The organism is Ferrimonas aestuarii (genome assembly GCF_005116665.1).
Classification (GTDB): domain Bacteria; phylum Pseudomonadota; class Gammaproteobacteria; order Enterobacterales; family Shewanellaceae; genus Ferrimonas; species Ferrimonas aestuarii.
Genome location: NZ_SWCJ01000002.1, coordinates 39,614 through 54,866, shown reverse-complemented (window position 1 = coordinate 54,866; position 15,253 = coordinate 39,614). Strand labels below are relative to the sequence as shown.

Here is a 15,253-nt window from a genome sequence, read left to right as displayed (position 1 = left end):
CACCACCACTCATAGGAGAACCCTGGACTCTCAAAACAGCGCGATGAACAAACGCAGAAGAGAGAACCTATGAGGGAAATTCAGTAAGCGCTCTCTTTTACGTTGTCACTGCAAGACTGGTTCAGTGCCCCTTCGCTGCGATCACCACATAGACGGTTTTAAACAGTATTTGCGCTTCCATTGCCAGATAACTGCCAATACCGGTGAGGCTGGCTGCATAGGCGTGGTCGTACATCAACTTATTCTTCACGTCCTCCAAGCAGGTGTCACCACTTTGGTGTACCTGAGCCAAGCCGGTCAGGCCAGGCTTGAGCTCATAGGTGCGCTCAAGATAAAATGGCAAGGATTGCTCAAGCTCGCCGCAAAACTGAGGACGTTCAGGACGCGGGCCAACCAACGACATCTGGCCAGTTAAAACTTGAAACAGTTGAGGCAGTTCATCCAATCGGGTATTTCGCAAAAACCGGCCCACACGAGTCACGCGGCAGTCTCCAGCTTTAGCCCATTGGGCGCCACTTTTCTCCGCGTCACTGCTCATGGTGCGAAACTTCACCACGTAGATAAGCTCGGTTCGATCGCTGTGCCGGGCTCCAACACGAAGCTGCTTGTAAAACACCCCGCCTTTTGAATCCAGCACAATGGCCAACGCAATAAAGGGAAACAGGGGCAGCACCAGAGCCAAGCCAATAGCCGCTAAACTCAGATCCAGTCCTCTCTTGATGGCGGCAACGGCCTTGGGTTTGTAGTTCATCCATTGCCGACGCCACAACACTTTAACCCCCAGCATCTGTAACGCTGAGCCTATGCAGGCACCGGCCAGCGCTTTGACCCAGTTCAGCCAAGGCAGTTTGCCTTTGGCCATGGCCAAAGAAAGCAGTGCCGCCGTCAGTCCGACGATGACTAGGGTCATGCCAAGCCCAGCAGACAAAGATTCAATCAACATCACAAAGCTGATGGCCCAAAGCGGCAGAAGCATGGGTACAAAGGCCCGCAGCCCTTTGCCCATGAGTGCGGCCGCGGCTGCCTGAACACCTAACTTGGGCAAACAAGCAAACAGAGTGGGCAGCTGCAGCACATTACCGGCGGCAATCCGCAGCCGCTGATTAAAGATGCGTTCGGCGGAGCGAGGCGCCATGTCGATAGCCTTAAATCGGTCCTCATAGGCGGTACGCTTACCCTTACGCGTCATCGCCATTAACAGTTCAAAGTCATCATTAATGCAGTTGCTATCAAGAGCCTGGGTCCAGCAGCTTCTTAGCGCCATCGCCGCGCCAGTGCCACCGATAACCGCCCCAAGGGCGGACTCGCCCATGCGGTTTTTATTCAATCTTTGCCAGTGAGGCTTAAGGCGCACATCGGTGCCATGAAAATAGTGACCACACAGTCCCCCAAGGTTGGGATCGTCGAAGGCGTAATCAACATGATCAAGAGCATCGTGGGACAACAAAGCCGAACAGTCTGATAACACCACCAGCTGTGCACGCTTTTTGGCCCGGGCAATGTGCTGGTTAAGGCGGTGAATCTTGCCCCGGTTTTGCTGGTGATTAAACACCTGAAAACGGATGCCTCGCTGAGCAAAACGTCGGCGAAAATCAGCGGCGACCTTAGGGCTGTCATCATCGCAACCATCAAGAAGCACACTGACGGTTAGGTGCTTTGGGCAATACTCTGTCTTCAATAGATTATTGAGTTTGAACCCCAGGGCACGAGCCTCATTAAAACAGGGAATCATCACCTCAATGGTGTGGCGCTTACGCCAAGGCTCAGGCCGGCGTTGGTTAGGGCGCTCCGGTGCCAAAGCACTTGATTGCACCGCTAACCGCCCCATCCACAGGGGATGAACCACAAAGTGCAGTAGCAGCACAGCCGTTAATGCGACAAACAGTATCCAGATCATGATGCATTCCCCTGAAGGTAGAGACGATAACGATTTGCCATCCGTTCGCCATCACCAACTTCGATGGCAAAGCTGCGCAGTTGCTGAGCCATCACCGATACCTTGGCGGGCTCTAAAAATGCCGAGATAACCCCTTGGGCGATGGTTCTTGGCTGATTATTGGCTAGCAGCACCCCTTGAGTGGGATGCAGCAGTGAGCGGCAATGGCCTACGTCATTGACCATGCAGCGAACCCCACAAGCTTGGGCTTCGATAAGGCTCATCGGTGCCCCTTCGTTGTGGCTGACTAAACAAAACAGATCCAGAGCGTGATACACCAAGCTTGGGTCATCGATATGACCGAGAAAGTGCACCCTCTGTTCCAGACCAAGCTGTTGCACCATCTGTTCAAGCCCCCGCCGTTGGCTGCCACCTCCGGCCAGCGCCAGATGAACGTTGCCGGGCAACTCAGCCAATGCCTGTATTAGATGGTCGATGGCTTTCACCGACTCCAGTCGACAAACGCAGCCAAGTATCTTGGCATCAAGAGGCAAGGCCAGCGCGTCACGGGCCAACAGCTTGTCTCCGAATCGGAAGTGGCTGAGATCGACGCCATTGGCAATCACCTCATCTACCCTAACGCCCATACGTTGGCACTGCTCGGCCACGCTGTCAGCATCGGCCACACTCACTGGGTTGAACAGATTGACGGCCCACCGAGTCAGTTTGGCTTGATTGCCTCTCTCAAGGCTCCAGCCGTCATGATGGGTATGCAGATGGCCAACCTTTAGCCCAACGCACGCGGCGCCGCCGTAGAGCAGAGGTCCAAGGTGATGGCTATGAAGGTAGCGAGCCCGATGTGTTACCAAATAATTGCGAAGGTTTGAGATGGTAGACACACTCACGCCTTCAGGCTTACTCAATCCATGCACCTTGGGAAACAGCTCAAGCTTGGACCAGTTAGCCCTTAGGCTATCTTCATCGCCCTCAAGGGAGACCAGGTGAACGTCAAATTGCGCACTAAGCTGCTGAGCTAGGGTCAAGGCCATGGTTTCCAGCCCCCCGACTCGAAGATGCTGCACCAGTTGCACCAATACCGGTTTATGGATCATCTACCTCTCCTTTAACTCGATAACCAGATGCTGCGGCAGCAGCTGTCGCAACTGCTCAGCACTGTGCACACGTCTGTCTAATATGAAGCTGATGGAGACCGCCATTACCCCAAGCCCAATCCCACCAAAGAACCCCAACAGGGCACTGAGCCACCAAGGGCGATTGATGCTGGATTTAGGGAGATTGGGGCGGTCGATCACCTGAATCTTTTGAGGTGCCTCAAAGCGGCCTAACTGCTCAGTTACCTGAGCCTTTTCAAACCGAACCAGCAGCTCTTGGTACAGCACTTTGCGTCCATCAACCAGCCGCTGCAGCTCACTCAATTTTTGCTCCACCTCGGCACTCTCTGACATTCGAGACAAGATGCTTTGCTGGTGATCATTGAGCACTTTAAGCTCACCTTCTAAGGTGGCGATTAGGCTTGAGGCTTGCTGTAATTGTTGAAGCTGGGACGACAGCAGGTTGGGTACCTGACCACTGTCCGTGCCCTGGAATTCGGTGGCCAACTGCCAAAGATCGTCGATGTGCGCCGCTTCATCTTTCTGTTTGAGCTCCCTTGCTTGTGACAGCAATCTGCCTTTCTCTTTCTGCAGTTGATTGAGGCGCGCTTGGGTGCTTTTCACTTTAGAGTGTTTATCGGTATAGCGACTTTTCAGCAGAGTCAGTTCAGCTTGCGCCTGCACAATTTGACGTTCAATCTCCGACACCACCGGATTAGCAAGCAAAAGCTGTTGCTTAAGATTGGAAAATCTGGCCTTTGCTCCTTGCAGATCCATGGTTTTCACTCGAATCTGCTGCTGAGCTTCCAGCAGCGCCATGTTGTTGGCTCCGATCAGGTTGGGCAACAGTTCCGCATTCTCTTGCTTAAACTGAGCCAACTGTGCCTCAACCGCCAATACGCTCTGCTGTTGACGCTCGAGCTGTGCGGCTAAAAAGGTTTCCGACTGCTCCACAGCAGCCTGCGCCGGTGCCATCAAACGCTTTTGGAAACTGTCACTGATGGAGATAAGCAGTTGCTGAGCCAATATCGGATCGTCCCAAATAAGCTCAATGTGCACCATGGAATCCCCAATCAGGCGCATGGTGGTTGCATTCGCCAGTTGACGCTGCACCGCCTCTCGCTGCCAATCGCTGCTGTTTTCGGTAACTAAGCCGTTGTCCAGTGCCACTTCCGCCATCACAAATCGAGAATGCAGCAACGCATCTAAGCCTCGGATCCGCTCTTTCAGCTTCACCGCTACCGACATGTCTTTCAAAAACGGGTTCGCCAGTGCCGACTCTTGCAGCAGCAACGAGGTGCGGCTCATAAAGTAGGTTTGACTGGTGGATGCGTAAAAACCCATGGCCACCGCCAGCAGCACCGACGGCACCACAAACAGGTAGCGCCAGCGCCAAATTAGGCACAGCAGCCGATAACCGATGACGTAGAGCTGATTAGTATTCATGACCGGCCCGTATCTCAACCCAATTACGCTTTAGATCCGGGTTGTAGTGCCCGTTAACCGTGCCTTGATACCCCATGGACGCCAGTGCCTGTGTCAACTCACGCAAACGGGTTTGACTGGCAGCAGCACTCTCCCATGGGCTTGGGCTTTGAATCGGCCCTAGGCCTATCTGTAGCCGCGCGCTTCGGTAAAGTTCAGGGGTTAACTGTTGCTGTAGAATCGATAAGGTGGAACCTGCATCGGATGAGGGCCACTCAAAGCTCGCCACAGGCTCAGCCGTAGCCGCCTGCCCATTGGTCGCATTTAAGGTGGAGGCGGCCTGCCAGCTCTGCTGGGGTGACGTCGACTGGCAGCCAGTGAGTAACACTAAGACGCCCGCTCCCATAAGCCCAAGGCATGAGGAGCGACTGAAGATGAAGTGATCCTTGATGTTAGCGGCTAGTTCGGTCGCTTTTGAGATCATGTTGGCCTCCTCGGTTACTCAGTGGCGATGAACTATCACCAGTAGCCATGAGTAAGCAGAAGTTAGGCCAACTATTATTATTGCAATATTATCAGTATCTTATCCAAATTAGCTGGCTTTATTTTGCAGATTGCAAAGCTGATTTTTTTCAGGCTGCAACTGACTGACTATTGCCTCCGCGCGGGCTTGCCAGCTTTGTCCAACCACTTGAGTGCGTATTGCCGGTTTGTCTTTTGGGTTTAGCAGGCACATCAGTACCTTGGCGATGTATTCCTCATCACTGGTGGCCACGGCAACGCCCACTGCAAACTCCTCCACCTCAGGGCAATCAACACTAACCACCGGCACCCCCGCCGCCAAGTACTCCCTGAGCTTAAGGGGGTTACACGCTGCTATCTGACCATTACGTACGAATGGCAGCAGGGCAACATCGAAGTATTGGCTGTACTGAGCCAATTGATGATGAGGCTTAGGGCCGAGCCAATGCACATTATCCTTGTTAAGCAAAGAGTCTGGGCAACAGTGATTCTCGCCAATCAACACCAGTTGAATTTCAGGTAGCAGATCAACCATGGACTCCAACAGCGAGTAATCAATCCACTGGGAGAGGCTGCCATAAAACCCAACAATGGGCCCATCAGGGAGATCTTGGGCTCGCTCGCGATGCTGAGCAAAACGGCGATAATCCACCCCATGAGGGAGATATTGAGCACCGTGGTGTTTGTGTTTTTCAACCAGCGCTCGGCTGGCACAAAACAGATAATCCGCGCGACTTGCCAACCGCTGCTCCTGATCCGCCACCAGTTGGTGATCCACGCCAGCCAACGACTCAAAATCGTCGCCGCAGTAGTAGATCACCTTAGCGTCTGGAAACATCGGCAGATAATCAACGGCACTGGGCAACGCACACCAAATGTAATCAATGGGGCCGCAATCCTTTAGCTGCGACGCCAGCATGGTGCGATTGATTCGGCGCACGAACTCCGACTGCGCCATCGGCCACACCTTTGGCGCGATCACCCTATCCGGCTGCCCCGCCCTTATCGCCTTTTTAGGTGCCCCTCGGCTCAAGGCAACCCCCTTGGAGATCAAACGCCCCATGTCGTCCATGCCAGGTGAACGCAGTCCGATGGAGTTCACCCAGATGATCCGAAACGTCTTTGCCATCTGTGCCACCAGATGCTGACTGCTTGAGGGATGACGTCCCCAGTCCTCACCAAATACCAATAACGTTGGTTTCATGAGCACTCCTCCAGTTTGCGGATAACTCGGGCAGGATTGCCCCCGATCAGCACGCCCGCAGGCATCGATTTAGTCACCACCGAACCCGCGGCAACTACACTGGCTTCGCCAATGGTCACCCCAGCATTGATGATTGCGCCAGTACCAACCCACACGTCTCGCTCAAGCAGTACCGCTTTAGCCTGATGAGCCAGCTCCGGCGCGCCATTTGCCCGCGCCACAGGGTCAAGTGGATGGCCTGGATAACCGGCAATAAATACCTTCGCAGCCAGACGCACATTGTCCTTAAGTTCGACGGTAGTGCCGCAAGCGATGGTGTTTTGCCACCCAATATCAACGTTGCTACCAACGATGAGACGACTGCCAGGGCGCCCACACAATGTGGTCACGCCACTAACACGGCAGCCCTGACCGAGGCTAACCTGAAGCGGCCCCAGCAGTTGCGGACAACCACCATAGAGATAGAGCCCATCACCACCTTCAACTTGGCTTCGAAACAGCGGCGTCCACAGCAGAAATCTCATGGCAGTATGCCAAAGGGTTGCTACGGCTCGAATCAACGCCGCGATGGGGAGATACACCACTTTAAGGGGAGGCAATTGCCAACCTCGAATTCGAAAATAGAGCGGCTTTAATCGTTGTTTCAGCGCCATCTGATTCATAGGGAATCTCCCCTCTTAGATTGGTTGTCGCAGGAAATAGAGACCGAATAGCCTGGCGTAACCGGCGTCGGCGTTAAGATTCGATGGTAGGCCCACAGCAGCGCCGCCAAGATGTAAAGCGGCCAAGTAAAAGCTTGGGTCAAAAAGGTGCCACTAACGGCGAAACTGGCGATGCCCGAGTGTATCGCCAACAGCCACACCCGCTGCTCGTCAGTTAAAGAGCCACGAGCAATAAGTGAGTAGGAGCGGCGAATCAGGCCAATCACAAAACTCACAAACAGTATCAATCCCAGTACGCCAGCCTCAGCCAACACCTGGAACCAGCTACTATGAACCGCGTGATTTTTGCCATCCCAATGGGGGGAATGAAAGTAGTAATTCACATAAAAGTTATCCAGCCCCACCCCAAATAGCGGGTGGCTAAGCCCCATGGAGATCGCCGCCTGCCATGCGTAGATGCGTCCCATGGCGGATTCATCGATGCCAGACTCCGCAGCGCCGCCGCTCTGCCTTTCTGCCACCCCAGCGACAGACAACAGCAGCATCAGCAGAACAGGCATCAGCAGCCACACCCACTTCGGCAATCGATAACGACTGAACACGCTGATGCCAACGACGGCGCAGATCCCAAGTAGACCGCCTCGGCTCTGGGTTGCGAGAACCGCCGCCACTAGGGCACACAACACCAGCAGCGCTGGCCACCGCGCTGGGCCTTGGGCTAGCGCTCGGTTAAACGCAAAACTCACCGGAAACAGCAGCACCAGCGCCAGATCGTTAGGATCCCCTAACATTGAACCCCAGCTTCGACCGATGGTGACTCGGGTGCCTTCAACCACCTCCAAACCGTTAACGCTGTTGTACAGCGCGCACAACGACACTACCGCGCCGGCAGCGATGATCAGCCATCCGGTTTGTACGATCTGTTTTTGGGTTTTTAGCAGCCAAGAGATGGCAAAGCACATCAGCACGACCTTGATCCAACTGCCGCTCCAATACCCCATCGCCAATCCACGGTTTGAGGCCAGCAACATGCCCACGGTAGTCACCGCGAACAGCGCCAGTAAAATCTTGCCCTCCCCCACCAAAAATGGCCGGCTTTGACGAGTTACTGCCAATTGCCACATCAGTACCGCCAATGTGGCCATGGCAAACAGCTGAGGTAGGCGCAGTGGCAGCAGTGCAGGCGTCAGCTCATGCAATCGAAATGCCGACAACAGCGCAAAAGCCACACACATCCACACAGAGTATCGCCACAGAGCAATCATGGCGATGGCAACCGCCCAGCCCGCCAGCAGCACCACAGGGTGTACGGTCATTGCCAGTGCCATCATCAACGCGGTGATGAGCAGCAGCAAAAACGCAGAAGTGGGCTGAAGGGCTCCGGAGTGCATCATCTAACCTCCACCTTTGAAACAATGGCAGGCCCATGGCTTTGAGGTGATCGCTCCGCACGCTCAATGGACTGAGTGCGTTTAATGCAACTGACACTGAGCCCCAGCAGCAGTAGCAATAGCGCGGTTGAAGCCGCACCATGCCACGCACCACTGACTCCCCAGAGCACAACCATACCTAAGCCCCAGCCCAATCGACTGTCATAGGGGATTGGCAGCATTCGCTGGCTTACTTGGTAGAACAGTAGCAATCTTGCTCCCTGCAGCAGCAGTAGCGTCCACAATGCCCCACCAACGCCAAAATGATGGATGGCCACAGGGATCAACACCAACGCGGGACCGGCGACCAGCAGATTGATCATAAGCGCCACGCCGCTGTGGTTTTGGCAATACACCCCAAGGTTGAGCATGCATGAGAGTTGTCTGAGCAACGTGGCAATCAGCAGTAGCCTGAGCCAAGGCAAGCCATCAAGGTAGCTGGCACCAAACAGAGTAAGCACCAGAGGCGGAAGCACCAAGCTCGCCGCCACCACTACCGCCATTAACACCAAGGATGCGCTGGCCAAGACGCCACCGATGTAGCCATAGCGCCTCTGCTCGGCGAGCTGATAACGCTTTGGCCCCCACCACAACATAAACGGCTCCAGCGCCAGCGCCGGAATGAGACTTAGCTGGAACATCAGCACGTAAACCCCAAGTTCACTCAGGGACAGCGATTCTGCCAACCAGCCGCGCTCATAGCCTCCTAAGGCAAACGCGGTCATCATTCCCAGCGCCAGAGGCGCACCAAAGCCCAGCAGCGACCAGTTTAGTGGCGCCACTAAACCGCGAAACTGGGCTCGAAGGGCTGGCAGACATGAAAGCAACGCCAGCAGCGTGGCCATCAATCCAGCCCACGCGACCCCCAGCACCCCAAACTGACCGATGAGGGCAGCAAAAGTCAGCGTTACCTGAAGCCCCGCCTGGGTCGCCACCAGCTTAAGATAATTCCAAGAATCGTCCTCGATACGAAGCTCAACCAAGCGCAGCGACAAAAGCGCACCCAACCCCAGGTTAATGAGCAGTGGCAGCCAAGCCCAGAAAGCGATGCCACTGGCCTGCCACAAGCTCAGCCCCATGGCCATCAGCGGCGACAGCGCGATAGCAAGTCCTGCCGCCCACAACCCCAGCTTTTTGCTGTCGGCGTATCGAACACGGTCGCTGGCAAAGCGTTGGCAGCACTCAGGCAACCCGAGGCCAATCACAATGCTGCCCACGTTGGCTAACGCCACCATTAATCCCAACTGGCCTAAACCGGCGCTACCGAGATACGCTGCGCTCAATGGCAGCAGCAACAGGCCGATGCCCTTAAGCAGCGCCGTTGCCGAGGCGTAGTGAGCCCAGCGGGGGCTCAACAGGCGGGCGCCCATTACGCCACGGCCTCAAACAAACGAGATAAACGCTGCGCTTGCAGACCCACATCGAAGTGTTTCTGAGCGCGAAGGCGGCATTGAAGGCTTAGCTTTCGGTATTCATCAATGGGCAGAGCGTTAAGGGTTCTGGCCGCGCGAACGATGCCATGGACATCATCGGGCTGCACCTGAAAGCCAGTGTTACAAGAAACAATCTCTTTTAACCCCATGAGATTGGAAACGATAAGCGGAATTCCTTGGGCAAGGGCTTCTTTACACACTAAGGGGCCGGTATCTCGGTCGCCGTTGGCCGCAATTCGATAGGGCGCGCACAACGCCAAATAGCGATTGGCCTGAGCCGCCAGCCACTGCTGTGACCGCCACCCCAAAAACTGCACATTGGTTAGGCCCTGCGCATCCGCTTGCGCTTTGAGCTGCGCTTCTAAAGGACCACTGCCAACAATATGCAGCTTTAGCGTTGGCAATTTGGCCATGGCACTGATCAGCGTATCGACGCCTTTCTTCTCCACCAAACGGCCAACGAATAGCAGAGTGTTTGCACTCTTTGACGGCAACCGGTTTTGGGTAAATAAGCGGGTATCGATGCCACATGGGACCAGGGCAACCTTAACGTTTCGGGGCTGATTCAAATCCCGAAAGTCCTGCTGCATCTGTCGGCACACGGCAATGGAAAGGTCAACATGAGCTAGCTTGGTTTGAAGATCCGCTGGCGCGCTGTAGACATCGGCACCATGCCCAACAAATGAGACGGTAACGCCAAGCATTTTGGCGGCAACGATGGCGATGGCTGCGGTGCTTTGGGCAAAATGTGCATGGATGTGTTCGCAGTGGCGCAGACCGTAGGCGACTTTTGCCGCTGACCACAACAAACTTTTGGCGGAGATCCCCTGCTGAGCGCTAACAAACTGCCACATCGACCGATTGAAGCTCGCCCGCGTCATGGTGATACAGGCGTTGGATGGTGAGATCTGTTCAGCAAAGCCAACCTTAGGCAGCCAAGCCTTGTGCAGATCAGACAAAGTCTCAGACGCGTTTTGTGTCAGTGCCATCGCCACCACGTCATGGCCCCTGTCACGCATAGCTTGCATCTCATTAACCACGAAGGTTTCCGACGCAACGGGAAAGCTCGGCAACACATACCCTAACCTCTTCATCGCACCCCCTCCTACTCTCGAGTCTTCTGCACACGCAATCTTGATTTGACTGAGAGGAAACAATTATCAGGCCAACTTTTATCATCATGATATATATGACTTTTCTCATGGTGCGTAACGGCACGTCGCGAAATGCCACAACAGAATCAGCAAATCGGAGTGGGTTCGATGCAAACTGCAACAACCTGATTCAGCCTCATTGAAAACAACAACTTAGCTTTGGCATCAATCATGCTTGATGGTGACAGTGACAATGCCAATTTTAAGGAGATTGCGATGATTGCAGACGTAAGCGTGGTGATCCCAAGCCACAACTGTTTAGATTATCTGCCCTATGCACTGGCTTCGGTGTGGGCACAGTCCCTGGAGGTTCGCGAGGTCTGGGTAGTTGACGATGGCTCAGATGATGGTACCTGGGACTGGCTGCAGCAGCAGCGATTGCAGCACCCAAGATTAAAAACACTGCGTCTTGACGGTGTAGGCTGCAGCGCGGCCAGAAACGCGGCCATCAAGCTGTGTACAAGCCGCTGGATCGCCTTTCTCGACGCCGATGACAGCTGGGCACAAGATAAGATCGCGCGCCAGATTAAGGCAAGCCACCACCATCCAGACGCGGTGCTTCTGTTTAGCAACTATCAGCATTTTGATGAGGCGGGCAATGCCATCATCAGCTGCTTCGATTACTGGTCATTACCTAAAGAAGACAACGACTTGCTGATGTTTTCATCCCCTCAGATCATGGCGCAAAACCTCATCGGCACCTCATCGGTGATGGCAAAGCGCGAGGCGCTGCTGGAACATGGTGGATTTAACGAATCGCTTCGCTCTGCGTCGGACTGGGATCTGTGGTTAAAACTCTCCTATTCTGGCCTGTGTATTGGCGATCAGAAGGAGCTGATGAACTATCTGATGCGAAGCGGCTCCATGACTCGAGCCAGACTCAAGCGCTTGCAAGCGATGGAAACCATCGTTCGGCAACATCAACGGCACTTCAGCGCCGCTCAATGGGCACTACGATGGGCCAAAGCTCGAATCGCCGAAGGTTACGGTGAGTGGCATAACGAAAACCGTCAGTTCGTGAAGGCGTGCCAAGCCCAACTAACCGCGCTGTGGCTTAAACCCAGTTGGTGGAGCCTTAAGACACTGTTGGGCTACTGCAAGCGAGGCAGTCACGGAATGTTTGGCTAGACGACCTGGTTGGTAAAACTAAGGCCCAATGAAAAACGGCAGACTCAAAGGTCTGCCGTTTTGCAATTAGGTTAACTTTGGAATTAGCTTACTGCAGCGATCGCCTTCACCAGATATGGCAAGTTGGACTCGGTCATCCCCGCCACATTGATGCGTCCAGAGCGAACGATGTAGATACCGTACTCCTCTTTTAGCGCCTCAACCTGTTCAGGAGTCAGGCCGGAGAAGCTGAACATGCCATTTTGTTGCTCGATAAAGCTAAAGTCGCCCTCAACTCCGGCGCTGGCCAGTTGGCTGACAAACTCTCCGCGCATCGCTTTGATTCGGGCACGCATCTGAGCGAGCTCTTCCAGCCACAACTGTTTAAGCTGCTCATCTCCCAAAATGGTTGCCACCACTTTGGCACCGTGAGCAGGTGGGTTGGAGTAATTGGCTCGAATTACCCGCTTAACTTGCGAAAAGGCCCGATTGGCACCCTCGCTGTCTTCTGCGAGCAACGTAAATGCGCCGGTTCGCTCATTGTATAGACCGAAGTTCTTAGAAAACGAGCTGGCCACCATCAGCTCAGAAAGCTGCTCAGCAAACAAGCGTAGGCCAATGGCGTCTTCCTCTACGTCTACGGCAAAGCCCTGATAAGCAAAGTCAAACAACGGTAGCCACTGCTTAGCTTTAGCGATTTGGGCCAACTTACTCCACTGAGCCGGAGTTGGATCGATGCCACTCGGGTTATGGCAGCAGCCATGCAAAATCACCAGATCTCCCGCGGCAACCTGCTCTAGATCGGCGCACATGCCATCAAAGTCTAATCCTTTCGCATCCGCATCGTAGTAACGATACTGCGCCACTTCAAAACCAACGGTTTCAAAGATCTGAGCGTGGTTGGCCCAGCTAGGATTGCTGATCCACACCTTCTTAGCGTCGGTATTACTGAAGATAAAGTCCGCGGCCACACGCAGGGCGCCGGTGCCCCCTGGGGCTTGTGCCGTGCGTGCGCGCTGGGTGGCAATGATGTCACTTTGAGCGCCAAACAGCAGCGCTTGAACCGCCGCAGCGTACTCCGGTAAACCGTCGATAGAGAGATAACTCTTGGTCTTCTCCTGCTCCAACAATTTGGCTTCGGCGCGCTTTACGCATTGCAGTACCGGAGTCTGGCCATCGGCGTCTTTATAGACACCCACACCTAGATTCACCTTGTTGCTTCGAGGATCAGTTTTAAAAGCTTCGTTAAGACCCAGAATCGGGTCGGCAGCGGCTTGTGCAATGGTTTCAAACATGGGGTTACTTCGATGGAAAACACATAGGGCTCAGTTATATCACCTTCTGCCTATAATACCAATTACACTAATGGACTGATCATTAGGCTGAAATTAATCGGCTCTAAGGCCAGGCAGTAAAGCGAGGCTCTAGTGGCGCGAAAGTGAGGCTTACTAACGCAGCATGAGTGCAGATCACACCGAATTTAGTGCAAAAAACAACCCGCTAATAATCAAATTATTAGCGGGTTATTGATGTTTTTTATTCGCTGTTCGGCTAACGAATCACAGAATTCGCTTTAACAGCACATCGGCGCGGACTCGGCGTAACCGCTTCAGCAGCTTTTTCACCGGCTCTGGGTAGACGTCGATGGACTCAAGTTGCTCGTAACGATCAACTCGTGTGGTGTGCGTTAGGATTTGCTGCCGCTCCTTTGCAAACTTCTGCTTGAGCTGATGGCCCTTGTCTTGAATCAACAGGCCATTTTCCAGATCCAGCGCCCAAGCGCGCGGATTCAGGTTGTTGCCGGTAAGCAGATAAAAATCGTCGTCCACCTGTATGCCTTTAAGGTGGTAGCTGTTCTGCTCGTGCCACCACAATCGCAGGTTCAGCAATCCTTTATCGATCGCCTTACGATGACGCTTAGCAAAGCGGCGTAAATTTTGCTCATAGAGATAAGGCAATGCGCCCACAGGGCTAAAGTCCTGCTCTGGCGGAATGTAAAAATCGTTAGCGGTCTTATCACCGATGACGATCTCCACCTCCACGCCACGTTTGAGCAGTTTATTGACTACCGACATCAGTGGTTTGGGCAGATTAAAATATGGGGTGCAGATAAATACCCGCTTGTCTGCGCTGGTCAACAATTTCTGAATGGTTTTGTTCAGTTGATTGTCTAGCCGGCCAAGTCCAGCCAAAGGGTAGAGATTAACGCCGCTACCGCGGGCATCATCAAGCTGATAACGAGCTCGGGACAGTCGCTGTCGCAGCTGTCGCACCTGACCTTTCATCTGCTTGGTGGTAGGAATGGACTCATCCAACAACGAAGGTACAGCGCTGCTGGCGATCAAGTTGTCTTCCATGTAGGCCACCATGGAATCGGCCAGTGCTGAGCTTTGAATCAGATGATAACGGTCGTAGCGATAACGATCGCCCTGATGCAGATAGACGTTGTTGATGCTAGCACCGCTGTACAGCACCAGATCGTCAACCACATAGCCTTTCATGTGCAACACCCCCATCCATTCGCGGTTTTTCACCGGAACGCCGAGGATCTCAATGTTGTGCTCATATTCAGCAGCTGTGGCGCGATAAAACGCGTCATTGCCCACCTGAGGCCCTTTACCGATTAGCCCGCGTTGAGCCCGATGAAAATCCACCAGTACCTTGATGTCGAGAGCTGGGTTCACCTGTTTGGCTTGGTAAAGCGCATGCAGCACCTCGCGGCCCGCTTCGTCGTCTTGCAGGTACAAGGCCGCCATATAGATGCGGTGCTTGGCCTGTTTGATGGCATTTAGCAGACGTTGTCGAAAGCTTGCCGTATCAAGCAAGATTTCAACACCATCGGGATCAATGTCAGTACCAGCGAGATCTTTCAACCAGGTTGGATCCGCTTGAGACGTCATTTCCATAATAATGACGGAACTCCATTACAGTTATGGGCACCCATTTTGGCATGTGCGCCAGAAATATCAGGGTAGAGTTAGCCAAGTAGTAAACCAAACCGAAGTGTTGGCAGCAAGTATTGCAGCCATTTGAACGGGTTAAATGTTGAATTGATGAACAATTTCCAAAGGGGAGAGAGCCAGATCACAGTCTTTCAGACCGTAATACCACCTGGCTGATGGCGGAAGTATAACACTCAGGCAAAGTTGATGGCGATGATCCCTAAAGCCAAAATGCCTGACATAATGACCACAGTACTAATTAAGGCCAAACGCAAATCTGAGTTCATGGTGACGCTCCTTTGTTATGGACCTGTTGCTATTATTGACAGTGTTAGGGAAATTTAGCAACTCACAGTGGTTTATCAATTCGACTTATGGGTCGCCTT

At 53.6% G+C, this 15,253-nt stretch carries 12 protein-coding genes; 1 reads left to right on the top strand and 11 read right to left on the bottom strand.

Going from position 1 to position 15,253, the window contains the following annotated elements; genetic code table 11:
* Positions 1–121: 121 nt before the first annotated feature.
* The 9 genes from FCL42_RS03170 to FCL42_RS03130 form a co-directional block, all read right to left on the bottom strand.
* Positions 122–1,897 (bottom strand): sugar transferase, encoded by a 1,776-nt coding sequence (locus FCL42_RS03170; RefSeq protein ID WP_136861940.1) that lies wholly within the window; start codon positions 1,895–1,897, stop codon positions 122–124.
* On the bottom strand, positions 1,894–2,988 hold the full coding sequence (locus FCL42_RS03165; protein WP_136861939.1) for a glycosyltransferase: 1,095 nt from the start codon (positions 2,986–2,988) through the stop codon (positions 1,894–1,896). Before FCL42_RS03165 ends, FCL42_RS03170 begins: the two co-directional genes overlap by 4 nt.
* The gene (locus FCL42_RS03160; protein WP_136861938.1) at positions 2,989–4,434 is read right to left on the bottom strand and encodes a GumC family protein; all 1,446 of its coding nucleotides are present in this window, start codon (positions 4,432–4,434) and stop codon (positions 2,989–2,991) included.
* Positions 4,424–4,897, bottom strand: a complete 474-nt coding sequence (locus FCL42_RS03155; RefSeq protein ID WP_136861937.1) for a hypothetical protein — start codon at positions 4,895–4,897, stop codon at positions 4,424–4,426. The genes FCL42_RS03160 and FCL42_RS03155 overlap by 11 nt, the downstream gene beginning before the upstream one ends.
* 108 nt (positions 4,898–5,005) lie before the next feature.
* Positions 5,006–6,139 (bottom strand): glycosyltransferase, encoded by a 1,134-nt coding sequence (locus FCL42_RS03150; protein ID WP_136861936.1) that lies wholly within the window; start codon positions 6,137–6,139, stop codon positions 5,006–5,008.
* Complete coding sequence (locus FCL42_RS22025) at positions 6,136–6,801, bottom strand: acyltransferase (protein ID WP_324612851.1); 666 nt, start codon at positions 6,799–6,801, stop codon at positions 6,136–6,138. The genes FCL42_RS03150 and FCL42_RS22025 overlap by 4 nt, the downstream gene beginning before the upstream one ends.
* Positions 6,798–8,195: an O-antigen ligase family protein gene (locus FCL42_RS03140; protein WP_136861935.1), complete on the bottom strand. Its 1,398-nt coding sequence runs from the start codon at positions 8,193–8,195 to the stop codon at positions 6,798–6,800. The genes FCL42_RS22025 and FCL42_RS03140 overlap by 4 nt, the downstream gene beginning before the upstream one ends.
* Positions 8,192–9,586, bottom strand: coding sequence for a lipopolysaccharide biosynthesis protein (locus FCL42_RS03135; RefSeq protein ID WP_136861934.1), 1,395 nt, complete (start codon positions 9,584–9,586; stop codon positions 8,192–8,194). Before FCL42_RS03135 ends, FCL42_RS03140 begins: the two co-directional genes overlap by 4 nt.
* Positions 9,587–9,600: 14 nt before the next feature.
* The gene (locus FCL42_RS03130; RefSeq protein WP_136861933.1) at positions 9,601–10,758 is read right to left on the bottom strand and encodes a glycosyltransferase; all 1,158 of its coding nucleotides are present in this window, start codon (positions 10,756–10,758) and stop codon (positions 9,601–9,603) included.
* 276 nt (positions 10,759–11,034) lie between these two features.
* Here FCL42_RS03130 and FCL42_RS03125 point away from each other — a divergent pair, with 276 nt between their 5' ends.
* Positions 11,035–11,946 (top strand): glycosyltransferase family 2 protein, encoded by a 912-nt coding sequence (locus FCL42_RS03125; protein WP_169308269.1) that lies wholly within the window; start codon positions 11,035–11,037, stop codon positions 11,944–11,946.
* An 83-nt stretch (positions 11,947–12,029) separates the two neighbouring features.
* On the opposite strand, the gene FCL42_RS03120 is transcribed toward FCL42_RS03125, so the two are convergent.
* Positions 12,030–13,220: an amino acid aminotransferase gene (locus FCL42_RS03120; protein ID WP_136861931.1), complete on the bottom strand. Its 1,191-nt coding sequence runs from the start codon at positions 13,218–13,220 to the stop codon at positions 12,030–12,032.
* Between the two features lie 264 nt (positions 13,221–13,484).
* Positions 13,485–14,825, bottom strand: coding sequence for a CDP-diacylglycerol--serine O-phosphatidyltransferase (gene pssA / locus FCL42_RS03115; protein ID WP_136862283.1), 1,341 nt, complete (start codon positions 14,823–14,825; stop codon positions 13,485–13,487).
* Positions 14,826–15,253 lie beyond the last annotated feature (428 nt).